This is a genomic window from Amycolatopsis sp. BJA-103, assembly GCF_002849735.1.
Classification (GTDB): domain Bacteria; phylum Actinomycetota; class Actinomycetes; order Mycobacteriales; family Pseudonocardiaceae; genus Amycolatopsis.
The window spans coordinates 7700541-7727366 of sequence record NZ_CP017780.1; the positions used below are offsets into that span (position 1 = coordinate 7700541).

Annotated in this window: 28 protein-coding genes and 2 tRNA genes; 17 read left to right on the plus strand and 13 right to left on the minus strand. The window is 67.5% G+C overall.

Annotated elements, in window-relative coordinates; all coding sequences use genetic code 11:
* Positions 1 to 8: 8 nt before the first annotated feature.
* The 9 genes from BKN51_RS34435 to rpmH form a co-directional block, all read right to left on the minus strand.
* On the minus strand, positions 9 to 680 hold the full coding sequence (locus BKN51_RS34435) for an HAD family hydrolase (protein WP_101611573.1): 672 nt from the start codon (positions 678 to 680) through the stop codon (positions 9 to 11).
* Positions 681 to 765: 85 nt separating this feature from the next.
* On the minus strand, positions 766 to 1782 hold the full coding sequence (locus tag BKN51_RS34440; RefSeq protein WP_101611574.1) for a ParB/RepB/Spo0J family partition protein: 1017 nt from the start codon (positions 1780 to 1782) through the stop codon (positions 766 to 768).
* Positions 1779 to 2708, minus strand: a complete 930-nt coding sequence (locus tag BKN51_RS34445) for a ParA family protein (protein ID WP_101611575.1) — start codon at positions 2706 to 2708, stop codon at positions 1779 to 1781. The genes BKN51_RS34440 and BKN51_RS34445 overlap by 4 nt, the downstream gene beginning before the upstream one ends.
* 64 nt (positions 2709 to 2772) lie before the next feature.
* On the minus strand, positions 2773 to 3453 hold the full coding sequence (gene rsmG / locus BKN51_RS34450; RefSeq protein ID WP_101611576.1) for a 16S rRNA (guanine(527)-N(7))-methyltransferase RsmG: 681 nt from the start codon (positions 3451 to 3453) through the stop codon (positions 2773 to 2775).
* Positions 3454 to 3665: 212 nt separating this feature from the next.
* Positions 3666 to 4223, minus strand: a complete 558-nt coding sequence (locus BKN51_RS34455) for a Jag family protein (RefSeq protein WP_101611577.1) — start codon at positions 4221 to 4223, stop codon at positions 3666 to 3668.
* Between the two features lie 30 nt (positions 4224 to 4253).
* Positions 4254 to 5363, minus strand: a complete 1110-nt coding sequence (yidC, locus tag BKN51_RS34460) for a membrane protein insertase YidC (RefSeq protein WP_101611578.1) — start codon at positions 5361 to 5363, stop codon at positions 4254 to 4256.
* Between the two features lie 4 nt (positions 5364 to 5367).
* On the minus strand, positions 5368 to 5673 hold the full coding sequence (gene yidD, locus BKN51_RS34465) for a membrane protein insertion efficiency factor YidD (protein ID WP_101611579.1): 306 nt from the start codon (positions 5671 to 5673) through the stop codon (positions 5368 to 5370).
* A 4-nt stretch (positions 5674 to 5677) separates the two neighbouring features.
* Positions 5678 to 6088, minus strand: coding sequence for a ribonuclease P protein component (gene rnpA, locus BKN51_RS34470; RefSeq protein ID WP_101611580.1), 411 nt, complete (start codon positions 6086 to 6088; stop codon positions 5678 to 5680).
* A gap of 23 nt (positions 6089 to 6111) precedes the next feature.
* Complete coding sequence (rpmH, locus tag BKN51_RS34475) at positions 6112 to 6255, minus strand: 50S ribosomal protein L34 (RefSeq protein WP_005154511.1); 144 nt, start codon at positions 6253 to 6255, stop codon at positions 6112 to 6114.
* Between the two features lie 607 nt (positions 6256 to 6862).
* Here rpmH and dnaA point away from each other — a divergent pair.
* From dnaA to BKN51_RS34555, 17 genes are all read left to right on the plus strand, one after another.
* Entirely contained in the window at positions 6863 to 8479 is a 1617-nt protein-coding gene (gene dnaA / locus BKN51_RS34480) for a chromosomal replication initiator protein DnaA (RefSeq protein WP_101611581.1), read from the plus strand.
* Between the two features lie 913 nt (positions 8480 to 9392).
* On the plus strand, positions 9393 to 10526 hold the full coding sequence (dnaN, locus tag BKN51_RS34485) for a DNA polymerase III subunit beta (RefSeq protein ID WP_020632653.1): 1134 nt from the start codon (positions 9393 to 9395) through the stop codon (positions 10524 to 10526).
* Positions 10527 to 10565: 39 nt separating this feature from the next.
* The gene (gnd, locus tag BKN51_RS34490; protein WP_101611582.1) at positions 10566 to 11456 is read left to right on the plus strand and encodes a phosphogluconate dehydrogenase (NAD(+)-dependent, decarboxylating); all 891 of its coding nucleotides are present in this window, start codon (positions 10566 to 10568) and stop codon (positions 11454 to 11456) included.
* Positions 11457 to 11461: 5 nt separating this feature from the next.
* Positions 11462 to 12616, plus strand: a complete 1155-nt coding sequence (gene recF / locus BKN51_RS34495) for a DNA replication/repair protein RecF (RefSeq protein WP_101611583.1) — start codon at positions 11462 to 11464, stop codon at positions 12614 to 12616.
* Positions 12617 to 12890: 274 nt separating this feature from the next.
* Positions 12891 to 13382 (plus strand): DciA family protein, encoded by a 492-nt coding sequence (locus BKN51_RS34500; protein WP_101611584.1) that lies wholly within the window; start codon positions 12891 to 12893, stop codon positions 13380 to 13382.
* A 204-nt stretch (positions 13383 to 13586) separates the two neighbouring features.
* Entirely contained in the window at positions 13587 to 15554 is a 1968-nt protein-coding gene (gyrB, locus tag BKN51_RS34505; protein WP_101611585.1) for a DNA topoisomerase (ATP-hydrolyzing) subunit B, read from the plus strand.
* Positions 15555 to 15605: 51 nt separating this feature from the next.
* Complete coding sequence (gene gyrA, locus BKN51_RS34510; protein WP_101611586.1) at positions 15606 to 18131, plus strand: DNA gyrase subunit A; 2526 nt, start codon at positions 15606 to 15608, stop codon at positions 18129 to 18131.
* A 36-nt stretch (positions 18132 to 18167) separates the two neighbouring features.
* The gene (locus tag BKN51_RS34515) at positions 18168 to 18854 is read left to right on the plus strand and encodes a DUF3566 domain-containing protein (RefSeq protein ID WP_101611587.1); all 687 of its coding nucleotides are present in this window, start codon (positions 18168 to 18170) and stop codon (positions 18852 to 18854) included.
* 48 nt (positions 18855 to 18902) lie between these two features.
* Positions 18903 to 18979, plus strand: a tRNA-Ile gene (locus BKN51_RS34520).
* 468 nt (positions 18980 to 19447) lie between these two features.
* Positions 19448 to 19636, plus strand: coding sequence for a DLW-39 family protein (locus tag BKN51_RS34525; protein WP_037308710.1), 189 nt, complete (start codon positions 19448 to 19450; stop codon positions 19634 to 19636).
* A 37-nt stretch (positions 19637 to 19673) separates the two neighbouring features.
* Positions 19674 to 19746: transfer RNA gene (locus BKN51_RS34530), tRNA-Ala, on the plus strand.
* 186 nt (positions 19747 to 19932) lie between these two features.
* Positions 19933 to 20304: a hypothetical protein gene (locus BKN51_RS34535; RefSeq protein ID WP_101611588.1), complete on the plus strand. Its 372-nt coding sequence runs from the start codon at positions 19933 to 19935 to the stop codon at positions 20302 to 20304.
* An 8-nt stretch (positions 20305 to 20312) separates the two neighbouring features.
* Entirely contained in the window at positions 20313 to 21353 is a 1041-nt protein-coding gene (locus BKN51_RS34540; RefSeq protein ID WP_101611589.1) for a hypothetical protein, read from the plus strand.
* Between the two features lie 9 nt (positions 21354 to 21362).
* Positions 21363 to 21860, plus strand: a complete 498-nt coding sequence (locus BKN51_RS34545) for a YbaB/EbfC family nucleoid-associated protein (RefSeq protein WP_233223053.1) — start codon at positions 21363 to 21365, stop codon at positions 21858 to 21860.
* Between the two features lie 84 nt (positions 21861 to 21944).
* Positions 21945 to 22142, plus strand: coding sequence for a hypothetical protein (locus BKN51_RS34550; protein ID WP_233223054.1), 198 nt, complete (start codon positions 21945 to 21947; stop codon positions 22140 to 22142).
* The gene (locus tag BKN51_RS43670; protein ID WP_168214456.1) at positions 22139 to 22306 is read left to right on the plus strand and encodes a hypothetical protein; all 168 of its coding nucleotides are present in this window, start codon (positions 22139 to 22141) and stop codon (positions 22304 to 22306) included. The genes BKN51_RS34550 and BKN51_RS43670 overlap by 4 nt, the downstream gene beginning before the upstream one ends.
* Positions 22303 to 23763 carry an MFS transporter gene (locus BKN51_RS34555; RefSeq protein WP_101611590.1) on the plus strand — a complete coding sequence of 487 codons (1461 nt, stop codon included), beginning with the start codon at positions 22303 to 22305 and terminating at the stop codon, positions 23761 to 23763. The genes BKN51_RS43670 and BKN51_RS34555 overlap by 4 nt, the downstream gene beginning before the upstream one ends.
* Here the strand turns inward: BKN51_RS34555 and BKN51_RS34560 are convergent.
* From BKN51_RS34560 to BKN51_RS34575, 4 genes are all read right to left on the minus strand, one after another.
* Positions 23678 to 24076: a helix-turn-helix domain-containing protein gene (locus tag BKN51_RS34560; RefSeq protein WP_101611591.1), complete on the minus strand. Its 399-nt coding sequence runs from the start codon at positions 24074 to 24076 to the stop codon at positions 23678 to 23680. The two genes, BKN51_RS34555 and BKN51_RS34560, sit on opposite strands and share 86 nt — an antisense overlap.
* 27 nt (positions 24077 to 24103) lie before the next feature.
* Complete coding sequence (locus BKN51_RS34565; RefSeq protein WP_101611592.1) at positions 24104 to 25042, minus strand: alpha/beta hydrolase; 939 nt, start codon at positions 25040 to 25042, stop codon at positions 24104 to 24106.
* Between the two features lie 64 nt (positions 25043 to 25106).
* Positions 25107 to 25766: a response regulator gene (locus BKN51_RS34570; protein ID WP_101611593.1), complete on the minus strand. Its 660-nt coding sequence runs from the start codon at positions 25764 to 25766 to the stop codon at positions 25107 to 25109.
* Entirely contained in the window at positions 25757 to 26818 is a 1062-nt protein-coding gene (locus BKN51_RS34575; protein WP_101611594.1) for a sensor histidine kinase, read from the minus strand. Before BKN51_RS34575 ends, BKN51_RS34570 begins: the two co-directional genes overlap by 10 nt.
* Positions 26819 to 26826: the final 8 nt, after the last annotated feature.

Sequence of the window (26826 nt, forward strand, 5' to 3'; positions counted from 1 at the left end):
CAGCTCGGTCATCGCCGGGGCCATCCCCGCACCCACGCGAGCAGATCCTCATCGCACAGGGAGCCGATCACGACGTCCGCGGGGAAGTCTTGATGCTTCAGCGTGGGCACCCCGATGACAGGAAGCCCTGCCGCCCGCGCGGACCGGAGACCGGTCATCGAATCCTCGAAAGCCAGCGCGTCGGCAGGCTCGACGTTCAAGAGGCCGCAGGCGCTCAGGTACATCTCCGGATCCGGCTTCGGCGCGGCCACCTCATCGGCGGCCAGTTTCACGGGAAACATTTCCGAAAGCCCGCCGCGGACGAGAGCGGCGTCCAGGAGAGCGCGGGGCGAGTTGCTCGCGACGGCGACCGGAACGGCGGCGGCGGTCAGTTCGACCAACTCCCGCGCGCCGGGCATCGCCTCCGCTTTCGCGGTGACGACCTCGGTCACCAACCTCAACAACTCGTCCGCGATCTCGGCGCCGCCGCCAGGTTCGCCGAACGCCTCCGCCATCGCGTCGGCGGCGGCCGGTAGCGACTTGCCGATCACCGACGCCTTCTCGTCCGGACCGAACGGCAGACCTCGCCGCGCGAACAGTTCGGTCTCGGCCACCGACCAACACGGCTCGGTGTCCATGAGCAATCCGTCGCAATCGAAGACCACCGCTCGCGGATTTCGACCGCCGAAGAACTCCTTCATACTTGCCCCCAGAACAAGCACTCAGCGTTACCTCTTCATCATCGCTCAGCAATCGTCACCGTGACAAAACGACCTGGGGTGATCCCTAATCGGTTTCCCGTGTCCGATTTGCCTGGTTTTCGTCCATCAACGCCACGATGCGTTCAAGATCGTCAACGGACCCGAATTCAAGGGTGATCCGGCCTTTGCGGCGGCCCAAGTCGACCTTCACGCGAGTGTCGAACCGGTCCGAAAGCCGGCTCGCCAGCTCTTGGAGACCGGGTGCCTGGATCGGCTTGCGGGGAGCGGGCTTCGGCTTGGCCGGTTTTTCGCTCTTCTTGAGCGTGACGGCTTCCTCGGTCGCGCGGACGGACATGCCCTCCGCGACGATCCGCGCGGCCAGCTCTTCCTGACTTTCGGCGTCCTCGAGAGAGAGCAGCGCCCGCGCGTGCCCCGCCGAAAGCACCCCGGCGGCGACCCGTCGCTGGACCGCGAGGGGCAGTTTGAGCAAGCGGATCGTGTTCGTGATGACCGGCCGGCTGCGCCCGATCCGACCCGCCAGCTCCTCGTGCGTGACCGCGAACTCGTCGAGCAGCTGCTGATAAGCGGCCGCCTCTTCGAGTGGGTTGAGCTGAACGCGGTGGATGTTCTCGAGCAGCGCGTCGCGCAGCATCGCCTCGTCGGCGGTCTGGCGGACGATCGCCGGGATCGCCTCCAGCTCCGCCAGCTGGGACGCGCGCAGACGCCGCTCGCCCATGACGAGTTCGTACTCGTCGGTCCCGAGCTCCCGGACCACGATGGGCTGCATGAGCCCGAACTCGCGGATCGAGTGCTCCAGCTCGCTGAGCGCGTCTTCGTCGAAGACCTGCCGCGGCTGCTTCGGGTTCGGCTTGATCTGGCTGAGCGGCACCTCGCGGTAGACCGCGCCTGCCACCGCGCCGCCGTGCGAACCGGCCGCGCCGTTGGCCGCGAACCAGCCCTTGTCGTCCGGTCCCGTCGGGCCTGCCGGCGGAGCGGGAGCCGCGGCGGAACCGTTCTCGGCCGGGGCCGCCGAGCCCGGCGGCGGGCCGGTGGGGATCAGGGCGGCGAGCCCACGCCCGAGCCCCCCTCTGCGCTCGCTCATGCCGTACCGCTCCTTTCCTTCATCTCCGCCCCACGTTGGGCGATCTCCTTCGCCGCGTCCACGTAGCTCATCGCGCCCCGGGAACCCGGGTCGTACGCGAGGACCGTCTGCCCGTATCCGGGCGCCTCTGAGACCTTCACGCTGCGCGGGATCACCGTCTTGAGGACGGTGTCCCCGAAGTGATTCCGGACCTCGTTCGTCACCTGATCGGCCAGCTTCGTCCGGCCGTCGTACATGGTGAGCAGGATCGTGGAGACGCTGAGTTCGCGGTTGAGGTGCTTCTGGACGAGCTCGATGTTGCTCAGCAGCTGACCCAGACCTTCGAGCGCGTAGTACTCGCACTGGATCGGGATCAGCACCTCCTGCGCGGCGACCATCGCGTTGACGGTCAGCAGACCGAGCGACGGCGGGCAGTCGATGAAGACGTAGTCGACGCCGATCTCGTCGAGGATCTCGGACGAGAGCGCCTCCTTGAGCCGCATCTCGCGGGACGCCATGGACACGAGTTCGATCTCGGCGCCGGCGAGGTCGATGGTCGCGGGCACGCAGTAGAGGTTCTCCGACTGCTCGCTCTGCGCGGCCGCCTCGGCGAGTGTCACTTCGCCGATCAGCACCTCATAGATGGACGGCGTACCGGACCGGTGTTCGATGTCGAGCGCGGTGCTCGCGTTGCCCTGCGGGTCGAGGTCGATCACGAGCGTCCTGAGCCCGTGGACGGCCAAGGCGGCGGCGAGGTTCACCGTGCTCGTGGTCTTGCCGACGCCGCCCTTCTGGTTGGCGACCGTCAGCACGCGCCGACGGGTCGGCCGGGGGAGCGCGCCCTTCTTGGGGTGCAGCACGCTGGCGGCCCGGACGGCCTCTTCGGCGATGGGCGTCCAGCCGAGTTCGTGGCCAGTGCTCGCGGGGTCGGACGGTGGGGGAGTCACCGGTCTCGAACCTCCTCTGTATTAGAAGTGGGAGTCGGTCTGCGTTGTTTCACGTGGAACCGGTCTAGCTACGCCTGCCGCGCGGTCGAGACGGTTTCGAAGGCAGACGATGGATCACGACGACCGTGCTGGGGACCTCAAGCACCTTGGCGCCGCACTCGAAGACTTCCGGCTCGCCGCCGCCGGCCTTCCGGACGGCGACGCGATCGCGTTCGATTTCCTCTCCGGCGCTCGCTCCTTTGAGGGCGACCAGAGCACCTTGGGCACGCACGAGCGGGAGGCACCAGTTCGCGAGCCGGGCCAACGGAGCGACTGCCCGGGCGGTGACGACATCCGCGTCACCGAGCTCCTCGCGTACCTGCCGCTCTTCCGCGCGCCCGCGGACAACGGTGATGGGGAGTTCCAGCTTCTCGGCAACCTCGGCCAGCCAGTCGACCCGGCGGGCCATCGGTTCGAGCAGAACGATATCGAGGTCCGGTCGGCTGATCGCGAGCGGTACACCCGGAAGCCCCGCGCCCGATCCGACGTCGACCACGCGGGCGCCGTCGGGGATCCGCTCGCCGATCACGGCGGAGTTCAGCACGTGCCGTTCCCAGAGCCGGTCGACCTCACGGGGACCGATCAGACCGCGCTCGACGCCGTGCCGCTCCAGGAGTTCGACGTAGCCGATGGCTTGCTCGACGCGGTCTCCGAACACTTCCGACGCCGCACTCCGAACCGATGCGGCGACCCCGTCCAAGCCCACTCTTGCTCCTCAACCCTCGACGCCGTTTCACGTGAAACGCGCTTCACCGATTGTCCATGACGCCGACCGCAAAGCGGGGAGACAGTCCGAAGTTGTGGACAACTCCACTCGTCTTCACGCGTTTCACGTGAAACGCCACGCGTGTAATTCACCCCGGCAACGAAGAAGCGGCCCGCCGGATGACCGGCGGGCCGCTTCGTTCAGAGAACTCGTCAGGCGGGGAAGATGACGACCCGACGCTTCGGGTCCTCTCCTTCGCTCTCGCTCTTGACCCCGTCGACGGCGGCGACCGCGTCGTGCACGACCTTCCGCTCGAACGGGCTCATCGGCTGCAGCCGGACACGCTCACCGGACGAGACCACGGTCTCGGCGGTCGAGCGGCCGAGCTCGCGAAGCTCCTCGCGACGGTCCGCGCGCCAGCCCGCGATGTCCAGCATCAGACGGCTCCGCGAACCGGTCTCCTGCTGCACCGCCAGGCGCGTCAGCTCCTGCAGCGCCTCGAGGATGGTGCCGCGGGGACCGACGAGCTTCTCCAGATCCTCGCCACCGTCGATGCTGACGATCGCGCGGCCCGCTTCGACATCGAGGTCGATGTCGCCGTCGTAGTCCAAAAGGTCGAGCAGCCGCTCGAGGTAGTCGCCGGCGATGTCGCCCTCCTTCACGAGGACGTCGTCGTCGACACCTCCCTTGCGACCGGTTTCTTCAGCCGCGCCCTCGACCTCGGCCGCGCTGTTCTCTTCGGCGTCGATCGTGTCGATCGTCTCCGCCATAGTTGGTCTCCTCTCCAGCCCGGATCGGCGTCAGCGACGCTTCCGGCCTGATTTCTTAGTCGAGTCAGAGATGAGACCGGGCACGTCGGCGCCGTTCTCCTTCGAGCCGTTGGTCGACGGCTCGGCTGATGCGTTCTCGGCGTCCTTCTTCTCCGCGGCGGACGAACCGGTCTGGGCGAAGCCGTGGGGCGAACCCGCCTTCTTGACCTGACCACCGGAGGACTGCTTGTTCCTCTTCTGCTGGACCGGCTTCTGGCCGGGGCGCGGCGCGGTCGGCTTCTGGCCGGGCTTCGGGCCGAGGTTCGCGCGCTTCTCCTTCTCGGCTTCCTTGCGGGCCTCTTCTTCCTTGTCGATCTTCGTGTAGACGAGGCGCTGCTGCATCAGGGTCCAGCCGTTGTTCGCGAGCCAGTAGATGAGCAGACCGATCGGGAAGAGGGCACCGAAGATGAGGACACCGAACGGGAAGATGTACATCGTCAGCTTGTTCATCATCGCGGTCTGCGGGGTCGCCGACTCGGGGTTCTGGCGCTGGACCGAGTGACGCGCGGTGAGGTGCGTGGCGATGCTCGCGACGATCATCAGCGGGATGGCGACCGGCGCGACGTGCCAGTGGAAGCCGGTGGGCGCGTTGCCGCCACTGACCATGTCGACACCGGTGTAGATGGCGTCACCGAGGTTGACCCCGAACAGCTTCGCGTTGATGTACGACTCGACACCGCTCTGGCTGAAGAAGTAGTTCTCGGTCTTCGGCTGCCCCGGGTGCACCGGGTTGATGGTGAACATCCGCAGCACGTGGTTCAGGCCGATGAAGACCGGGATCTGAAGCAGCATCGGCAGGCAGCTGCCCAGCGGGTTGACGCCGTGCTCCTTCTGGAGCTTCTGCATCTCCATCGCCTGGCGCTGCCGGTCGTTCGCGTACTTCTTCTGCACCTTCTTCATTTCCGGTGCGAAGTCCTGCATCTTCTTCATCGACCGGACCTGGTTCACGAACGGCTTGAACATGATGCCGCGGACGGTGAACGTCAGGAAGATGATCGCGAGGATCCAGGAAACCGCGTTCGCCTCGCCGAAGATCTGCCCGAAGACCCAATGCCAACACCACAAGATGAAGGACACGGGGTAGTAGATGAAGTCGAGCACTGAGCTACTCCTCGATCGGTGTTTCAGGTCGGCGGCGGCGCCACGAGAAAACCTCGGGTACCGGGTCGCGGCCGGGCATCGTCCACGGGCCGCAGCGCAGCAGTCGCCGGACCGCGAGATAGGTACCGCGGCCGGCGCCGTGCCGGGTCAATGCCTCTACGGCGTACGCGCTACAGCTCGGGTAGAACCGGCACGCCGGAGGAAGGAAGGGAGAGATCGCCTTGCGATACAGCTTGACGGGCAAGAGCAGCACCCAGGCCACCGGGCCGGGGCGGGCTTCTTCGGTGGTCTCGCTCTCGGTGGCTCGCATGCCGTTACACCGCTGATCCGTTGTCGGAGGGTCGCGTCTGGCGGGGCTTCCCGGTGACGGCGGAAGGCCCGGACAACCCGAGGCGCCGCAACGACGCGTCGAGATCCGAGCCGAGTTCCGCGCTGGACGCGTCCGCGGCCGGAGGTAGTGCCCGTACCACCAACGAGCTTCCCGGCGGCAGTGTTCCGATCCTGGCGGAAACGAGATGCCTCAACCGGCGGGAGACCCGGTGGCGGACCACCGAATTCCCCACGGCCTTGCTCACCACAAAACCCGCCCGCGCCGCCTCGGCGGCTTCGGACGGGTCCGTGGTCAACGCATGGACGACGAGGCGGCGCCTGCCTGCCTTGGCCCCACGCCGCATCACGGCACGGAAATCCTCACTGCGCCGCAACCTCGCGGCGGCCGGCAGCACGACGTCCCTCGACGGCGGCCGGATCAGGCGGACAGTGCGCCGCGGCCCTTGCGACGACGAGCCGCCAGGATGGCCCGGCCGGCGCGGGTCCGCATCCGAAGCCGGAACCCGTGGACCCGGGCGCGTCGGCGGTTGTTCGGCTGGAAGGTGCGCTTACCCTTGCTCACGACTTACTTCTCCTGTTTCATCGGCCGCCGGGGACGGTTCGACCCGTTCCTGGCGTGTCGTGCTGACGCACGGCAGTCTCTGGTGTCTCCTACCAACGTGTGGCCTCGTCACGTCGAGCGACGACAACGTGGGCACGCGAAACGCCCCCGCTGTATACGGGAGACCTTACGAGGGTACGCACCCACCGCCCGGGCCCGGCAGGCACCCCCTCGACCACGGACCGCGACCGTGCGTGGAGAGTGATCACCGGCGACGTGAAGGCACCGAATGGCAACACGCCGTACACCGTGAAATGCTTGCGCGCGAGGATGCCTTGTGGCATCGGGCGGGGCTTGTTAGCGTGCCTCTCCCCGGGTTTTCGCCAAGGTGGAACGGTGCAGGCGCCCGGGTGTCCTCGGGGCGTGGAGGCGTCCCGCCGGCCTACGTCGATCCCGCAGGTGACGTCGCCGCGGGCCGCCGTACATTAGTGCACAGCTGTGGACAACTATGTGGATATTTGCTGTGCGCATGAGCTGATCGGGCCATGATGGCGCCCGACCCGGTGTTTCGGAGCGCGGTGTTTCCCGGATGTTCACACGCACCGATGAGGGGAGGGGAGTCAGGCAGGTGTCCGATCACCAGCACAATCTTGGCGTCATCTGGGAACAAGTCGTGCGCGAACTGTCCGATGGCACCCTCTCCCCGCAGCAGCGCGCCTGGATGCGGGTGACCCGGCCGATCGGCCTGCTCGACGGCACCGCACTGCTCGCCGCTCCCAGCGACTTCGCCAAGGAAGCGATCGAACGCGCCCTCCGCGGCGCGATCACCGAAGCCCTTTCGCGACGGCTCGGCCGCGCGGTCTCCCTCGCGGTGAAGGTCGACAGCACCGAGATGCCCCCCGCTTCGCCCGGCCCCCGCTACGAAGCGTCACCCGGCCGGGTGGAAAACGGCGGCGGCCCGGTGCCCGGCCCGCCGCCGCTGCCCGACGGTGACGGCATGTTGTCGCCGAACCGCCCCCGGCCCGAGCCTCCGAAGCCGAGGCCCCCGCGGCAGCCGGTGGACAACAGCCTCAACGATGGCGACGACAGCGATGAAGAAGTCGACGAAGAGGGCGAGGCCCTCGCGGCCGTGACCGAGATCTGGCCGACGTTCTCCGGTCAGCCGATCGCGGGCCAGCCCTACACCGCGCCGGCGCAGCCGCAGACGTCGAAGACGAAGCTCAACGAGAAGTACACGTTCGACACCTTCGTCATCGGTGCCTCGAACCGCTTCGCGCACGCGGCCGCGGTCGCCGTCGCCGAAGCACCGGCGCGCGCGTACAACCCGTTGTTCATCTGGGGAGAGTCCGGCCTCGGGAAGACGCACCTGCTGCACGCCGTCGGGCACTACGCCCAGCGGCTGTTCCCCGGCATGCGCGTGCGGTACGTGTCGACCGAAGAGTTCACCAACGACTTCATCAACTCGCTGCGAGACGACCGCAAGGTCGCGTTCCAGCGCCGCTACCGCGACATAGACATCCTGCTCGTCGACGACATCCAGTTCCTGGAAGGAAAAGAAGGTACGCAGGAAGAGTTCTTCCACACCTTCAACACCCTCCACAACGCGAACAAGCAGATCGTCGTCTCCTCCGACCGCCCGCCGAAGCGCCTCGAGACGCTGGAAGACCGGCTGCGCACGCGGTTCGAGTGGGGCCTCATCACCGACATCCAGCCGCCCGAGCTCGAAACCCGGATCGCGATCCTCCGCAAGAAGGCCGCGCAGGACAGGCTCGCGGTCCCCAACGAGGTGCTGGAGTTCATCGCTTCGCGCGTCGAGGCGAACATCCGGGAGCTCGAAGGCGCGCTCATCCGCGTCACCGCCTTCGCGTCGCTGAACCAGCAACCGGTCGACGTCGCTCTCGCCGAGATCGTGCTCCGCGACCTCATCCCGGATTCGCACGCGCCGGAAATCACCGCGCCGACCATCATGGGCGTCACTTCGGAGTTCTTCGACGTGACGCTCGACGACCTCTGCGGGCCCGGCAAGACGAAGGCCCTCGCGACGGCTCGTCAGATCGCGATGTACCTCTGCCGCGAACTGACCGACATGTCGCTGCCGAAGATCGGGCAGACCTTCGGCGGCCGCGACCACACGACCGTCATGCACGCGGACAAGAAGATCCGCAAGGAGATGGCCGAACGACGGCGCATCTACGACCAGGTCCAAGAGCTGACCTCCAGGATCAAGCAACGGGCCAGGCAGTAATCCCTTAGCACACAAGGACTTCAGGGGCTCTCACCGTCCAGGTGGGAGCCCTTCTTGCTGCGCGCGCGCAGCCGTCCACATAGGTCTTAGAGCGTGTGAAGGCGCGAAGGACTGGGTACCCCGAAGACAGCACGTACGGGTGAGAAGGACACGAAACGTGCTTGAGTGCATTTCAGGTTTTCCCTTGTGTACAAAGGAAATCCACATGCTGTGGGTACTTTGTGCACAACTCCGGCAGGCGTGAGACCAGCGGCGATCGGTTTTTCGTCCACATCGCACTCACAGGCAATCCACAGCATTTCCACACCATGATCCACACGTTGTCCCCAGGTTGCCCACATGTTGTGCACAAGGGTGACGCGGGCTGCACGGATCACTCTCCCGAGCGATTCCGGTCACGATCCGGACCCACAGCCCCTGGGTACAAACCGCCCCACATCTGGGGATAACCATGGGGACAACTCGGGCCGAATGTGGATAGATCGAGCGCGGCCCGAAACCATCCACCGACGGCCCAAGCTGTCCACCGTCCGTACACACCCGGAGTCCACAGGGTCCGAGCCATCCGGACCTGCGCGAACGAGGCTTGTCCACACAATCCACAACGCCTATTACTACTGCTGTTCTTAGTTCTTCTTAAGAAGGGAATAAAACAAAAACAGGCGATGGACGAATCTGGGGACAGACGGCGAACCGTGTCGTCTTGTCGACAAAAGCAAGGGGAGGCCGAGGTGACGCGGACCCCGGGGACGGCCTAACGTGGGTCCCTGCACCTGGTCTGCGTGTCGACGTGCGTTCGCGTCTCGCTCGGACCGAACGAACCTGCGAGGCACCTGGCCATCGCGCTCTCCGGCCGCGGTGACCCGTTGAGCTTTCGAGCCGTCAGGGGCTCGGCTGTCGAAAGGAAGCGCGCATGAAGATCCGCGTCGAGCGTGACGGGCTGGCCGACGCCGTCGCGTGGGTGGCGAGAAGCCTCCCGTCGCGGCCTCCGGTCCCGGTTCTGGGCGGTGTCCTGCTCGATGCGGGATCCGACGGGACGAGTGACGCACTCACCGTCTCCGGATTCGACTACGAGGTCTCCGCCACGGTCGGCGTCCCGGCCACCATCGCCGACGGGGGCCGTCTCCTGGTCTCCGGTCGTCTGCTGGCCGACATCACCAAGTCGCTGCCCGCGCAGCCGGTCGAGATCTCCGTCGACGGCGCCCGCGCCACCATCACCTGCGGCTCCGCGCGCTTCTCGTTGCCGACCATGCCGGTCGAGGACTACCCGCAGCTCCCGTCCCAGCCCGCCTTCGCCGGCGAACTCACCGGCGACGCGTTCGGCCAGGCCGTCACCCAGGTCGTCGTCGCCGCGGGCAAGGACGACACCCTCCCGATGCTGACCGGCATGCGACTGGAGATCTCCGGCTCCTCGCTGACCCTGGTCGCCACCGACCGCTTCCGGCTCGCCATGCGCGAGTTCACCTGGGAGCCCGCCGAGGGCCTGTCCGACGCCGCCGTGCTCGTCCCGGCGCGCACGCTCGCCGAGGCCGCGAAGACGCTCGGTGCCAGCGGCGCCAAGATCCGCCTCGCGCTCGCCAGCGGTGAAGGCCTCCTCGGCCTGTCCGGCTCCGGCCGCTACACCACGACCCGCCTCCTCGACGCGGAGTTCCCGCCGTACCGGCAGCTGCTGCCGGCGCAGCACACGTCGCGCGCGGTCATCGAGGTCTCCGCGCTCGCCGAGTCGATCAAGCGTGTTTCGCTGGTGGCCGAACGTGGCACCCAGGTGCGGCTGGAATTCAACGACGGTTCGCTGCGGCTCTCCGCCGGTGGCGACGACGAGGGTTCGGCCGAAGAAGAGCTTCAGGTCGACTACGAGGGTGAGCCGGTGACCATCGCGTTCAACCCGGGTTACCTCGTGGACGGCCTCGGCGCGCTGAACGCCAACCGCGCCGAGCTCACCTTCACCACGCCGAACCGGCCGGCGCTGATCAAGCCCGCCGACGAAGAGGGCAACGTCGTCCCCGGCTACCTGTACCTGCTGATGCCGGTCCGCCTCCCGGGCTGACCGGTCTTTAGTTTCTGTTTCGCACCAAAGGGGATCTTCATGGCTCAGCTGGGACTCATCGGCCTCGGCAAAATGGGGTTCAACATGCGTGAGCGGCTGCGCGGCGCCGGTCACGAGGTGGTCGGCTACGACCGCAACCCCGACGTCACCGACTCCACTTCGCTCGAGGACCTGGTGTCCAAACTGGACGGTCCCCGGATCGTCTGGATCATGGTGCCCGCCGGTGAACCCACCCGGCAGACCGTCGCGGAGCTCGGCAACCTGCTGTCCGAGGGCGACCTCGTGATCGACGGCGGCAACTCGAAGTACACCGACGACCGGATCAACGCGGACCTGCTCGCCACGAAGCAGATCGGTTACCTCGACTGCGGGGTTTCCGGTGGCGTGTGGGGCAAGGACAACGGCTACGGCCTGATGGTCGGCGGCGCCGCTTCGGACGTCGAGAAGGCCATGCCGATCTTCGACGCGCTTCGCCCCGAGGGTCCGCGTGAAGAAGGCTTCTCGCACGCCGGCGCCGTGGGCTCCGGTCACTACGCGAAGATGATTCACAACGGCATCGAGTACGGCATGATGCAGGCCTTCGCCGAAGGTTTCGAGTTGCTCGAAGCCGCGAAGGTCGTCGAGAACGTGCCCGCGGTGATCAAGGGCTGGCAGCGGGGGACCGTCGTCCGCTCGTGGCTGCTCGACCTCCTCGTCCGCGCGCTCGACGAGGACCCGGAGCTCGACGACCTCGAGGGCTACGTCGAGGATTCCGGCGAAGGCCGGTGGACCCTCGAAGAGGCGATCAACAACGCGGTCCCGGCGCCGGTCATCTCGGCCGCGCTGTTCGCGCGGTTCGCCTCGCGCCAGGAGGACTCCGCCGCCATGCGCGCCGTCGCCGCGCTGCGCAACCAGTTCGGCGGCCACTCGGTCAAGAAGGTCGGCGGCTAGGCGGGTTGTACCTCAGACATCTCCAGGTCACCGACTTCCGGTCCTGGCCCCAAGCCGATCTCGCGCTCGAACCCGGCCCCACCGTCCTCGTCGGACAGAACGGCCGTGGCAAGACGAACCTCTTGGAGGCGATCGGCTACATCGCGACGCTGGGTTCGCATCGCGTCGCGACCGACGCGCCGCTGGTGCGGCACGGCTGCGAACGCGCGCTGATCAGGGTCGCGGTGGTCAACGAAGACCGTGAACTGACGGTCGAGCTGGAGATCACCCCCGGCAAGGCGAACCGCGCGCGGATCAACCGCGGCGCGGTCGGCAAGCCACGCGACGTGCTCGGGATCCTGCGCACGGTGCTGTTCTCCCCGGAGGATCTGGCACTCGTGCGCGGGGATCCCGGCGAGCGCCGCCGGTTCATGGACGAGCTCCTCGTGCTGCGCGCGCCCCGGTACGCCGGGGTCCGCGCCGACTACGAGAAGGTGCTGAAGCAGCGGAACGCCCTGCTCAAGACGGCGGGTAAGCGGCGTACGGGGCGCGAAGACCCGTACGCGCTGTCGACGCTCGATGTCTGGGACGACCACCTGGCGGTGGCAGGCGCCGCGTTGCTGGCAGCCCGGCTCAACCTCATCGCGGACCTCGCGCCGTACGCGGCCGCCGCGTACATGGGGGTCGCACCCGACTCGAGACCGGCGAAGATCGAGTACAAGTCGAGCCTCGGCGAAGCGATGCCAGAGGGCTACGGCGCCCCGGACGGTCCTCGCGCCGATGAAGCGGTGCTCAAGGAAGTACTGGTAGAAGCGCTGAAACGGTCTCGGAACCTCGAGTTGGAGCGCGGGGTGAGCATGGTCGGCCCGCACCGGGACGAACTCGACCTCATCCTCGGCGAAGCGCCGGCGAAGGGCTACGCGAGCCATGGGGAGTCCTGGTCGTTCGCCCTCGCACTGCGTCTGGGAAGCTACGAGCTCCTGCGTGGCGAGGCCGGGGAACCGGTGCTTCTGCTGGATGATGTGTTCGCCGAGCTGGACCGGCGTCGCCGGGCCCGGCTGGCGGAGGTGGCGGCCGGTGCCGAGCAGGTGCTGGTGACCGCCGCCGTGGACGAGGACGTACCCGCCGAACTGGCCGGGCACCGGTTCCTCGTGGCAGATGGTGAGATCAACCGAGGGTGATCCCGCGAAGCGGACACCCCGGGTGATCGGCGCCACAGCAGTTACCCACCGATCTGGGGACAAACCTGTGGACAGTGTGGATAACACCGTGAACGCGTTATCGCCCCGCGTGACCAAAGGGCCTGATAAGCGGCTTGACACCCCCCGCTCGGGTGGTACCCCGAGTGAGGGAGCCCTGTTCGACACGCAGAGTGAACGGGCGCCGGTATCGAACGGCCCAACCGATACCAACAGCAAAGAGCCGGCTACCGGTCGTGACCTCGCTCATGCCGCTTTGGAGGCCGCGAAGGCCAAAGCGAAGGCGCGAGGAGTTGAACCGGGAGTGCGCCGCGGCCGTATCACCGGAGGAGGGGCCGGTTCGAACGGTCAGAGCCCGCGACGTCGTCGCTGGTCAGGGCCGGGTGCCGACACTCGCGACCCGCAACCGCTCGGCAGGCTCGCCTCCCGGATCGCGGTCGACCGCGGCTGGAACACCCGGCTGGCCAACGGTCAGGTCTTCGGTCACTGGGCCCGGCTTGTGGGTGAAGAGGTCGCCGAACACGCCCAGCCGGTGGCCTTGAAGGACGGCGAGCTGACCGTGCGCGCCAGCTCGACGGCGTGGGCGACGCAGTTGCGCCTGCTCCAGGGGCAGCTGCTGACGAAGATCGCGGCCGGCGTCGGGCACGGCGTCGTGAAGAGGATGCGGATCCAGGGACCGACGGCGCCGAGCTGGCGGAAAGGCCCGCGGCACGTCCCAGGACGTGGACCGCGTGACACGTACGGCTGATCCGAGTTGCGCTTCGCGACAACTGTGTACCAGCGCCCCGAGAAGGCGCCCAGAGTGCTTCGCGAACGTCAAGACTCTTCTTCGAACGAATTAGCGCGTCTGTGAGCAAATCAGGGGTGTCCTTGCCGCATGCCAGCGGACGCGGCCAAGTACACTGGAGACGAGCGAGCTTCCGCTCGGGGTAGACGAGGAGAATCAACGCCTGTGACCGAGAACAAGAGCGAGTACAACGCGTCATCGATCACGGTGCTCGAAGGCCTCGAAGCAGTCCGCAAGCGTCCCGGTATGTACATCGGTTCCACCGGGGAACGCGGTCTCCACCACCTCGTCCAAGAGGTGGTCGACAACTCCGTCGACGAGGCGATGGCGGGTCACGCCACCAAGGTCGAGGTTACCCTGCTGGCCGACGGCGGGGTGCGGGTCGTCGACGACGGCCGCGGGATCCCGGTCGACATGCACCCCAAGGAGAAGAAGCCGACCCTCGAGGTCGTGCTCACCGTGCTCCACGCGGGCGGCAAGTTCGACAGCGACTCGTACGCGGTGTCCGGTGGTCTGCACGGCGTCGGTGTCTCCGTGGTGAACGCGCTTTCGAAGACGCTGCTCGCCGAGGTCAAGTACGGCGGCCGCAGCTGGCGCCAGGAATACACGAACCAGCTTCCCGGTGAGCTGCAGGACCTCGGCCCGGCCGACGAGACCGGCACGACGATCACCTTCTGGGCCGACGGCGACATCTTCGAGACCACGACGTACAACTTCGAGACGATCTCCCGGCGTCTTCAGGAGATGGCCTTCCTCAACAAGGGCCTGACCCTCTCACTGCGCGACGAGCGCGTCGCCGACGAAGAGACCGAAGAGGACGCTTCCGGCCAGGCGGCGCGGGTCAAGGAAAAGACCTACTGCTACCCCGGCGGTCTCGAAGACTTCGTCAAGCACATCAACGGCAGCAAGGACCCGATCCACAACAGCGTGATCTCCTTCGAGGCCAAGGGCACCGGCCTCGAGGTCGAGGTCGCCATGCAGTGGAACAACGGCTTCACGCCGTCGGTGTACACCTTCGCCAACACGATCAACACGCACGAGGGCGGCACGCACGAAGAGGGCTTCCGCGCCGCGCTCACCCGCGTCGTCAACGCGTACGCGCGCGAGAAGAAGCTGCTCAAGGAGAAGGACGCCAACCTGACCGGTGACGACGTGCGCGAGGGTCTCGCCGCGATCGTCTCGATCAAGCTGGCCGAGCCGCAGTTCGAGGGCCAGACCAAGACCAAGCTGGGCAACAGCGAGGCGAAGACGTTCGTGCAGCAGACGTCGAACGAGTGGCTGGCCGACTGGTTCGAGCGCAACCCCACCGAGGCGAAGACGGTCATCAACAAGTCGATCTCCTCGTCGCAGGCGCGGATGGCCGCCCGCAAGGCGCGCGATCTGGTCCGCCGCAAGGGCGCGCTGGAGATCGGCGGCCTGCCGGGCAAGCTCAAGGACTGCCGGTCGACCAACCCGTCGGAATGCGAGCTCTACATCGTCGAGGGTGACTCGGCGGGCGGTTCGGCCAAGGAAGGCCGCGACTCGATGTACCAGGCGATCCTGCCGATCCGGGGCAAGATCATCAACGTCGAGAAGGCCCGTATCGACCGCGTCCTCAAGAACACCGAGGTCCAGTCGCTGATCACCGCGCTCGGCACCGGTATCCACGAAGAGTTCGACCTCGAGAAGCTGCGCTATCACAAGGTCGTGCTGATGGCGGACGCCGACGTCGACGGCCAGCACATCACCACGCTGCTGCTCACGCTGCTGTTCCGCTTCATGACTCCGCTGATCGAGCACGGCCACGTGTTCCTTTCGCGCCCGCCGCTGTACAAGATCAAGTGGCCGCGGGCCGAGCCGGAGTACGCCTACTCCGACCGCGAGCGCGACGCCGTCATCCAGGCCGGTGTCGAGCGGGGCAAGCGCCTTCCCAAGGACGACGCGATCCAGCGCTACAAGGGTCTCGGCGAGATGAACGCCGAAGAGCTGTGGGAGACCACGATGGACCCGGCGAACCGGCTGCTCGGCCAGGTCACCCTGGACGACGCCGCGCAGGCCGACGACCTCTTCTCCGTCCTGATGGGCGAGGACGTCGAAGCGCGCCGTTCCTTCATCACGCGCAACGCCAAGGATGTTCGCTTCCTCGACGTGTAGTCACGTCCCGTTTCTCTGTCCCACCAGGACTGCCCTCACGAGAAGGACCTCATGACGGAAACCTTGCCGCCTGCTCCGGACCACGACCGGATCGAACCGGTCGACATCCAGCAGGAGATGCAGCGCTCCTACATCGACTACGCGATGAGCGTCATCGTGTCGCGGGCACTGCCGGACGTGCGGGACGGCCTCAAGCCGGTGCACCGCCGCGTGCTGTACTCGATGTTCGACTCCGGCTTCCGCCCCGAGCGCGGGTACAACAAGTGCTCCCGCGTCGTCGGCGACGTGATGGGCAACTACCACCCGCACGGTGACTCCGCGATCTACGACGCGCTGGTGCGGCTCGCCCAGCCGTGGTCGCTGCGGTACCCGCTGATCGACGGCCAGGGCAACTTCGGCTCGCCGGGTAACGACCCCGCTGCGGCCATGCGGTACACGGAGTCCCGGCTCGCGCATCTCGCGATGCACATGCTGCAGGACATCGAAGAAGACACCGTCGACTTCTCCGACAACTACGACGGCCGCACCCAGGAGCCCGACGTCCTGCCGGCGCGGTTCCCGAACCTGCTGGTCAACGGTGGTTCCGGGATCGCGGTCGGGATGGCGACGAACATCCCGCCGCACAACCTCCGTGAGGTGGCCGAAGGCGTCAAATGGGCGCTGGAGAACTTCGAGGCGACCGACGACGAACTCCTCGCCGCGCTGCTGGTCCGGGTCAAGGGCCCGGACTTCCCGACCAAGGCGATGATCCTCGGTACCTCCGGCATCGAAGACGCGTACCGCACCGGCCGCGGCTCCGTGCGCATGCGCGCGGTCGTCGAAATCGAAGAAGACGCCAAGGGCCGCACGATCCTGGTCGTGTCCGAGCTGCCGTTCCAGGTCAACCCGGACAACCTGGTCGAGAACATCGCGAACCTGGTCCGCGACGGCAAGCTCACCGGCATCTCCGACATCGCCGACGAGTCCAACAGCCGCAGCGGTATGCGCATCGTCGTCACGATCAAACGCGACGCGGTCGCGAAGGTCGTGCTGAACAACCTGTTCAAGCACACCCAGCTGCAGCAGAACTTCGGTGTCAACATGCTGGCCCTGGTCGACGGCGTGCCCCGCACGCTGCGTCTGGACCAGATGATCCGGCACTACGTGAAGCACCAGATCGAGGTCATCGTCCGCCGGACCCGCTTCCGGCTGCGGAAGGCCGAGGAGCGCGCCCACATCCTGCGCGGTCTGGTCAAGGCGCTGGACATGCTCGACGAGGTCATCGCCCTGATCCGGCGCTCGCCCTCGGCCGAAGAGGCCAGGCCCGCCCTGATGAGCCTGCTCGACGTCGACGAGATCCAGGCGACCGCGATCCTCGACATGCAGCTCCGCCGTCTCGCGGCACTGGAGCGGCAGCGGATCGTCGACACCCTGGCGGAGATCGAACTCGAGATCGCCGACCTCAAGGACATCCTCGAGAAGCCCGAGCGGCAGCGCTCGATCATCGCCGAGGAACTGCAGGAGATCGTCGACAAGTACGGCGACGACCGGCGTACCAAGATCATCCCGTTCGACGGCGAGGTTTCGGTCGAAGACCTCATCGCCGTCGAGGACGTCGTCGTCACCATCACCCGCACGGGTTACGCCAAGCGAACGAAAACCGATCTGTACCGATCGCAGAAGCGCGGCGGCAAGGGCGTCCAGGGCGCGACGCTCAAGCAGGACGACATCGTCCAGCACTTCTTCGTCTGCTCGACCCACGACTGGATCCTGTTCTTCACGAACAAGGGCCGCGTCTACCGGGCCAAGGCCTACGACCTGCCCGAGGCCAACCGCAACGCGCGCGGCCAGCACGTCGCGAACCTGCTCGCGTTCCAGCCGGACGAGAAGATCGCCCAGGTCATCGAGATCCCGAACTACGAGGTCTCGCCGTACCTGGTGCTCGCGACCCGGCGAGGCCTGGTGAAGAAGACCAAGCTCACCGACTTCGACTCCAACCGCGCCGGCGGCCTCATCGCGGTCAACCTCCGCGAAGGCGACGAACTGGTCGGGGCCGTGCTCGCGGCGGCGGAAGACGACCTGCTACTGGTGTCCGCGGAAGGCCAGTCGATCCGCTTCCACGCCACCGACGAGGCACTGCGCCCGATGGGCCGCGCGACCTCCGGCGTGCTGGGCATGCGGTTCAACGACGGTGACGAACTGCTCGGCATCAACGTCGTCCAGCCGGACAGGTTCCTCCTCGTCGCCACCGACGGCGGTTACGCCAAGCGCACCCCGACCGACGACTACCCGGTCCAAGGCCGCGGCGGCAAGGGTGTGCTCACCATTCAGTACGACCGGAAACGTGGCAGGCTGGTGGGCGCGGTCATCGTCGACGCCGAAGACGAGCTTTACGCCATCACTTCCAGCGGTGGGGTGATCCGGACTTCGGCCGGACAGGTGCGCAAGGCCGGCAGGCAGACGAAGGGAGTGCGGCTGATGAATCTCGACGAAGGAACCACTCTTCTCGCGGTCGCACGCAACGCGGACGAGCCCTCAGACGTCGCCACTGCAGGCAGTGCTGAAGGAGAAGAAGACACGCCGGCGTCGGAGCAGTGAGCGACGCCCCACGTACTGGGTAAGGACTGACACCTCGTGACACCATCCGAGAAGCCCGAAGCAGGCGGCTCGCAGGCGGGTTCGTCGAGCCCGCCTTGGCAGCGCGACAGCGCCGGGGAGGCCGAAGGCGCCAGTGAGCAGACGGTCTCGGTTTCTTCGGTCGCCACCGAAGACGTGGCCCACTCGGAACCGAAGCAGGACGCGGCGACCGTGACCGATTACCACGGGGTCAGCGGTACCGCCGCGAAGAGGCTGTTCGGCGACAGCGGAGAGGGCGACCAACCCGCCCCCTCCGCCATCCCGTCGGCCTCCCGCACCCGCGCCGCTCCGACCGCGCTCCGCCGCCCAGGCCGCGGACCGCGTCGCGCCAGCCTGCAGATCAAACGCTTCGACCCCTGGTCGGTGCTGAAACTGTCCCTCGTCCTCGGCGTCGCGCTGTTCTTCGTGTGGCTCGTCGCCGTCGGCGTCCTCTACACCGTCCTCGACGGCATGGGCGTCTGGGACAAACTCAACGGGACCTACTCGTCGCTCGTCGGCGGGGAAGGGGCCGACGCGCCGGCCGACCCGTTGATCAGTGCCGGTCGCGTCTTCGGGATCGCGGCCATCCTCGGCGCCATCAACATCGTGCTGATCTCGGCGCTGGCCACGGTCAGCGCGTTCATCTACAACGTCTCCGCCGATCTGGCCGGAGGCCTCGAAGTGACCCTTTCCGAACGAGAGTGAACCCGGTTGCAGGACGCCGAAAGGCGTCCTGTAATCTTCTCCTCGTTCGGGCCCATAGCTCAGGCGGTTAGAGCGCTTCGCTGATAACGAAGAGGTCCCAGGTTCAAGTCCTGGTGGGCCCACCATCCGAAAGCCGGTTCGCGATCATCGCGGATCGGCTTTTTTGCTGCCTGAGTGACTAAGTGGGTGACTAAGCCGCTGAGTCGTCCGAAGCGAAGGCAGGGCTGCCCTGATCGCCTCCGCCAGAACCCGCGCGTGCCGGGGGACTGACGTCGAGTGCGCGGGCGAGATTCGCCCGAACAGGGAGCGACTGGTCAAAAAGAAACCCGTGCGCGAGGTCACCGCCGAAAAGGAAGAGTATCGGGCGTGTCGGCGTTCTACTCAGTGGTCGGTGTGCGGCGTTCCGGGCTCACCCAGCGCAGGAGGGAACGCGGCGCGCCGGCCTCGCTGGAGCCCTGCCGGACTTCTCTTCCCGGCAGGGCTTTCGTCATGGCGTGGTTCCACGTGGAACGTGGGCGCCAGGCGTCCGGGGAGCGGCGTGCAGTAGCATCGGTGGGTAAGCGGAGCAACTCGGCGGAAAGAGGGGGCTTCTGATGAAGAAGCTGTTGGCACTCGCGGTCATCGCGGGCGGCGTGCTGTTCGTGATCAAGCGCAACAAGGCAGCCAAGGCCGAGGCCGACCTCTGGCGTGAGGCCACCGCGCCGACCGAGCGTCCGCTCGGCGCCGTCTCCACGAACGGAAGCGCCCCGGCCAAGGCCGCGGACGCGTCCCGCAACAACTGAGGTTTCCGCAGGCGGCTATCCTGATCGCCTGCGACCCGGGGCTGTAGCTCAATTGGTAGAGCACTGCCTTTGCAAGGCAGGGGTCAGGGGTTCGATTCCCCTCAGCTCCACTCCATTGTGGACACCACGAAGGCCAGGTTCGAGGAATTTCCTCGCGCCTGGCCTTTCGTCGTACGGAGCGATCCGTCCCTCTCGCACGTGAGCCGCGTCACGAAGACGATGTCCGCGAACCCGGCGCCCAGCCAAGTCAACGCTGCTTACATGAGGGATGGAATTCCGGACAGCGAGGTGAAATCATGATCGGTTTCGAAACCGACCTCGACGATCTCAGGGCGTCGAGCAAGGAACTGGCGAAGGCGGCCGATTTGGCCAGCGCCACTCACGATGGCGTGAGAGGGCAGGACGTGCCGGCTCCGGACCCGGTGACCGGCGGCCTTCTCCCCGGGATCTTCGCGCCGAACACCGCCTTCGGGAAGACCTTGGGCATGCGCGGGGTTTCGGCTGCCTACGAGGAACACCGCCAGGCCGTCGAGAAGATGCTCGCGCGACTGCACCGCAGCACGCAGGACGCCAGCCAAGCGCTGCAGCGGGTCGCCGAACTGTACGAATCCGTCGAAGAGGACAACAAGCAGCGGATGAACCGCGCGGCTTACGGGGAACAGGGGTAGCGGCGGGGATGGACGGATACTTCAACGCACTCGACGCGGAGACCGCCTCCGAGAGTGACGGCAACGCCAAACTCCTCGAGGGGATCTCCGACGACCTCACCACGGGGGCCGAAAAGGCCCTCGCGGCGGTGGACTTCCTTTTCCAGCAACCCTGGTTGGGCATGGACGCGGATCTCAGCGGCGGGCGAAAGGAACAGGTCCGCGACTTCTTCCTCGAGTTCTCCGACGCGGAGCTCGTCGGAGCCGAGAACAGCCTGCAGACCATGATCGAGGCCTATGAAGGTCTTTGGAATGCTTTCCAGGACACGAAAGCACCGCTCGACCGGTCTCTGGTCCTGCTTCTCAAATGGCGCGGCGAAGGGGCCGAGAGCGCCAAGAGCTACATCCAGGGCTTGGTGAACACCTACGCCAGGGTCGGCACCAAACTCACCGTGCTGGAGGCCGACATCGTGGCCGCGCGGGACGCCATCGCGACCGCGCGCGCCGACCTGAGCAATCTTGCCGCTTCCTTCCTGACCGCCGCGGAAAAGTACCTCGACGACAAGGAACGGCAAGACGAATCCGCTTTGTCCAAGGCACTTGCGGCGACTTTCGCCGCCGCTGTCACCGCTTTGCTCGTGGCGGCCGTGCCGCCGGCCGGCGGGCTCACCGCGGCGGCGTTCTTCACCACCGCGAACGGAGTCCAGGTCGCGGGCGCCGCGGCCGGTGCCGGACTCGCCACCGCGGCCACCGTGCAGGCCGACATCGTCGGGGACAGCCCCGAAACCATCTACAACAGCTTCCACGACGGCGTCGTCGGCATCCGGGAAGGCATGTTCCGCGCGACGGAGTCGCTGATCTCGAAGATCAACGTCGAGATCAACAACCTGCCGGTCATTCCCGAGCCGCCGGACGTCAGCCCTGGCGAGACCTTCGATCCCGGCAACTTCGAAACGGAGAACACGGACAAGGGAACGGAAAAGCGGGTCCGGGACAGGAACGTCGACATCTCGAACGACGGCAGGGTCCAGCAGCCGCCGATGGAGCTGTCCCCGCTCCCGGACGAGTGACGGAGGATCGTGGCTGACAAACCGGCGCCCAAAAAACCGGCCAACGACCGGGAAGCGATGCTCGAGGCGCTGGCCACCCTGTCGGTGGACGCGTCCTCACCGGACGGTGCCGTTTCCGTTTCGGTCAACACCGACGGCGTGATGACCCGGCTCAGAGTGAGTGAAGCCGCGTTGCGGCTCTCGCCCGCCGAGATCGCGGACGCCGTGATGCGGACCTATCAGGAAGCGCAGCAAGGATCCGCGAAGCGCAGCGCGGAACTGATGGCGCCGATCGGCAACGCCGGCTACATCACCGACAGGCTTCGCTGGCGGCTCGGGTTCACTCCGTCGTTCCAGCAGACCGCGGAACCGGTTTCACCGGCGCCGCCCCGGACGCCGGCAGGCACGGAGAACGTGGTGCTCAAGGATCGTTCGGCCGAACCGGCAGGGCCAGCGGAACAGTCCGAACCGGCGGAAACCGATGATCAGTACTACGAGCAAGGCCTGCGGTACAACCCTTCCTGGTAGTGCGGGCTTGCACTCAACCGCGCTTCAGTTTGCACCCTGGTTTCGGCGGCGCCAGACCGGCGCCGCCGGACTGGAGGGGTTGTGGTGCGGAGAGAACACGGCGGCTTGGTGCTCGAAGCCGGGCAGGCGTTGCGTCGTGGAGAAGTGACCAGCGTCGAATTGACGGGGCGCGCGTTGGCCGTCGCCGACGGACTCGGGGTGGATCGCGGGCCGGTGCAGGGGATTCCCTTGGGGGTCAAGGATCTCATCGCCGTCGCGGAAGGGCGCCGGGTGACGCGATGACCGCGGAACTGATCGATCTGCTGCTGGCTCAGGCGAAACTCCCGGCGACCGGGTCCGACAAGCGAGCGCTGGCACGACTGCGCTGGTTGGCCACGATGGAATCGCTGTACGCGGTGCCGATGGATCGCTGGGTCGCACCGGGCTCGAACGGAGAGCCGTCATGACGCGTCGTCCGGGTGAAGGCACCGTCCTCGCGCTGGCCTGCGCGGGTTCGTTCGTGGTCATCCTGGACGCGACGATCGTTTCCGTCGCCCTGCCCGCGATCCGGTTCGGCCTCGGGTTCTCGTCCGGCGCGCTGGCCTGGGTGGTGAACGCGTACACGCTCGCGTTCGCCGGTTTCCTGTTGCTGGGCGGCCGGTTGTGCGACGAATTCGGGGTGCGGCGGATGTTCGTGCTCGGGATGAGCCTGTTCACCGTCGCGCGGCTCGCCGCCGGGCTGGCCGGTTCGCCGGAAACACTGCTGGTCGCCAGAACGGTGCAGGGGTTCGGCGGCGCGCTGCTGATGCCGGTGACGTTGTCCCTGCTGACCACCATGTTCACCGAACCCGCCCGTCGCGCGCGGGCGCTGGGCACGTGGAGCGCGGTGGGCGCGGCCGGTGCCGCGGCGGGGCCGGTGATCGGCGGGTTGCTCACCCAGTGGGCGGGCTGGCGCTGGGTGTTCTTCGTCAGTGTCCCGATCGGTGTGGTGGCCGTGCTCGCCGCCGGAGCGGTGTTGCCGCTGCGGGACCGAAGCCGTCCTCGCGGCAGGCTGGACGTCGTCGGCGCGGTGCTGTCGACGGCGGGACTCGTCGGTGTGGTCTACGCGGTGATGCGGTCTTCGGCCGACGGCTGGGTGCTTCCGCTGGTCGGTGGGCTCGTCCTGCTCGGCGTCTTCCTGGTGCACCAGCATCGCTGGGCGAACGAACCGCTGGTCGCGCTCGGGATCTTCCGGCTGCGTTCGGTGCGCAGCGGGAACGTGGTGATCTTCCTGCTGGGGCTGGGTTTCCTCGCCAGCCCGATCCTGCTTTCGCTGTACCTGCAGGAAGTCCACGGTTACTCGCCGCTGCAGGCCGGGCTGGCCTACCTGCCGGTGGGGGTGGCGATGTTCGCCGGCGCGCGGACGGCGGGCGGGTTGTCGGTCCGGCTGGGACCTCGGCGCGCGACGGCGTTGTACTGCGCGATCGGCGCGGCGGGCTTCGCCGGTGTCGCCGCGCTGACCGGTGCGCACGCTTCGTACGTCGTTTCCGTGCTGCTGCCGGGGATGGTCTTCGGGTTCGGGACGGCCGCGGCCTTCACGCCGATCACCGTGGCCGCCACCAGCGGGGTGCCGGAACGGCAGAACGGCCTGGCCGCCGGCCTGCTGAACACCGTCCGGCAGACCAGCGGCGCGATCGGCCTCGCCGCGTTGACCGCGCTCGCGGCGGCGGTGACCGCGGCCTGGCAGACCGGCTCACCGAGGGACGAGGCGCTGGTGCACGGCTACACCGCCGCGTTCCTCGCGTCCGCCGCCTGCCTCGCGGCCGCGGCCGTGGTCGCGGCGGTGACGATGCCGGGCCTCAGCTCGCGGCCGCGTGGGCGGGCAGCGGGACCCGGTCGCGGAACCAGGGGCAGTCCTCCAGGCTCCCCTCTCGACGACAGGTGAGGAGTTCGACCAGGTAGTCGTGCGCGGTGTCGAGCCGCGCACGCTCCCGTTCGATCTCGGCGAGCTGGCCCGCCACCACCTCCCGCCAGCGGTGCTGCTCGGCGAGCAGCTCGGTGATCCTGCTCAGGCCCAGCCTGCCGATCTGGCGCCAATGCTTGATGAGGGCGATGCGGTACAGCTGGTCGTCGTCGTAGAACCGCTGGCCAGAGCGGCGGAAGGCGGTGATCAGGCCACGGCGCTCCCAGTAGTGCAGGGTCGAGATCGCCAGCCCGAAATGGTCGGCGGCCTCGCGAACCGGCGTCAAGGACTTCATGTGATCATTTCACCGGTTCGACAAAGGTTAGGCAACCCTAACCTTCGATGCGAGCCAGTCGAAGGTCCACCGGTAGAAGCTCCGCGCGGCGAGGCTGGTGTTGATCGAGTGGCCGCTGCCGCGCACGATCTTGTCGGCGCCGCAGTCGCCGTTTCCGCAGACCAGGGTGTCGTGCTCGCCGAGCACGTACGCCGTCGGGACCTTCGGTGCCGATCGCTTCGCGGCGTCGGGTCCCACGGAGCGGAGTTCGGCTGACGCCAACGTGTCCTTCAGTGCCTCTTCGACGGGAATGATCGCCGGGTCGTACGTGCCGGGGTAGTGGAACGTCTGCGCGCGAGAGCCGGGGCGCGTCGTGAAGTAGCCGGGAGCCCACGGTTTCCCGGCGAACTTCGGGTCCAGCTCGGCGGGATAGAACGGCGACGCGGCTTTGGCCCGCGCACCGGGCCTGTCGCGCGGGATGCCGCTGACGATCACGGCGTCGACCCCGCCCCGTTCGGCGGCCCGTTCCGCGACGAGCCCGCCCATCGAATGTCCATTGAGGATGATCGTGCGGAACCGCGGCCGCAGCTGCCGGACGACCTGGTGGACGGCCTCCCCGCCGGTGGCGAAGTCGAGTGTCTCCGGATCCGGGCGGCTGCTGCGGCCGTAGCCGAGCCTGTCGAGGTTCAGCGTCGCGTAGCCCGCCCGCGTCGCACTGTCCACATAGGAGTATCGCCGGGACTGGAACGGCCAGTCCCAGTACGCGCGGTCGTAGGTGCCGCCGTGCAGCAGCACCTGCAGCGGGGTGCGGGCGGTGAACCCGCGGCGGACGCAGAGCTCGCCCGCGATCGTCTGCCGTTCGCCGTTCACCTGTACCGAAAACCGCTGTTCGGCGCAGCGGGCCGGTCGTTCCGTGGCGACGGCCGTCGTGGTGCCCAGCAGGGAAAGGGTCGCGGCCAGCAAGGCCGCCTTCGCGGTGAATTTCATGAGTGCAGCGTCGGCCGCGGGCCGGGGTCGCGTCGTCGTCACGGTGTGGAGATCGACGGCTACGTCAGGCGCGCACCATCCCGCTCTGATAGGCGAAGACCACCAGTTGCGCGCGATCGCGGGCGTGCACCTTGGCCATCGCGCGGCTGACGTGCGTCCGGACCGTCGCCGCGCTGATCACGAACTCCCGCGCGATCTCTTCGTTCGACATCCCCTGCGCGACCCGCTGGACGACCTCGTGCTCCCGTTCGGTGAACGCGGAACCGTCCGCCCGGGGCATCGGATGCGACGGCCGCGCGGTGAATTCCGCGATCAGCCGCCGCGTCACGCTCGGCGAGAGGAGCGCGTCGCCCGCGGCGACCACGCGGACGGCTTCGATGAGGTCCCCGGGTTTGGTGTGTTTGAGCAGGAACCCGCTGGCACCCGCGCGCAAGGCGTCGAAGACATATTCGTCCAGGTCGAAGGTGGTCAACATGAGGACGCGGACGCCGGACAGCCGTTCGTCGGCCACGATCCGGCGGGTCGCCTCGATACCGTCGAGACCGGGCATCCGGACGTCCATCAGCACCACGTCGGGCACGGTTTCCGCGACCACGGTCACCGCCGCGTCGCCGTCGTCCGCCTCACCCACCACGGTGATCCCGGCTTCGACCCGCAGCAACGCCGCGAAACCGGACCGGACGAGCACCTGGTCGTCGGCGAGCACCACCCTGATCACGGCCATCGCGCGCTCACCCGGAACCTCCCGTCCTCACGGCGCGCGGTCAGCGTGCCGCCGGTCGCCTGGGCCCGTTCACCCATGCCCATGATCCCGGCACCGGGACTGTCCGGGCCCGGCGTGCGGACCTCGTTGACCACGTCGAGCCTCAAGCCGTCTTCGCTCGCCTTCACCGTCACGCCGGCACTGGACGCCCCGTGTTTCGCGGCGTTCGTGAGCGACTCCTGGACGATCCGGTACACCGCGCCGCCGACCGGCTGCCCGATCCCGGGAGCGTCGAGTTCCAGCGTGACGGCCAGGCCCGCCTGGTTCGTCGAAGCGACCAGCGCGGGAAGATCCGCCAAGCCCGGTGACGGCCGGAGCGGGGCGGAGTCACGCAGCAGCCGCACCATGGCGTTCAGCTCGTCCAGGATCGTGCCGCTGACCACGCGGACGACTTCGAGCGCCTCCTTCGCCACTTCGGGATGCTCGTCGAGCACGTGCCGCGCCATACCCGACTGGACGTTGATGACGGCCATCGCGTGGCCGACGCTGTCGTGCAGATCCTGCGCGATCCTGAGCCGCTCGCCGAGGACTCGATCGCGTTCGGCCTGCTCCGCGGCCGCTGCCCGCTCACGACGTCCTCGAAGCGCGTCGGCCGCGAAGACCGCTACGCCCGCCCAGCCGACGAAGACCAGATCGATGACTCCGGCACCGCCGGTGGCCAGGTTCGCGCTGACGACCATCGCCGCCATGCCGCCCGCGACGGCGTACGCGAGCCTTCGCGGACGCAGGGTCCCGAGTGCGAACAACGGCACGAGACCGGCGAACAGCACCGGACCGTCGGGATAGCCGAACCCCAGGTAGAGCAGGAGCGCAAACGCTTCCGTCCCCGCTGTCGCCACCGGCAGGCGCCGGACACCGGCGAGTGCGGCACAGGCGAGCGCGACGACGGCGAACCCGAACGCGTCGATCGGGCGTTCCCCGTGATCGGGCTCGAGGTTCGCCGTGCCGACGATGAGCGAAGCGCTCACCGCGAGCCATCCGGCCACCGCTCCGATCCTGATCAGCCACTTCACCGGCCCAG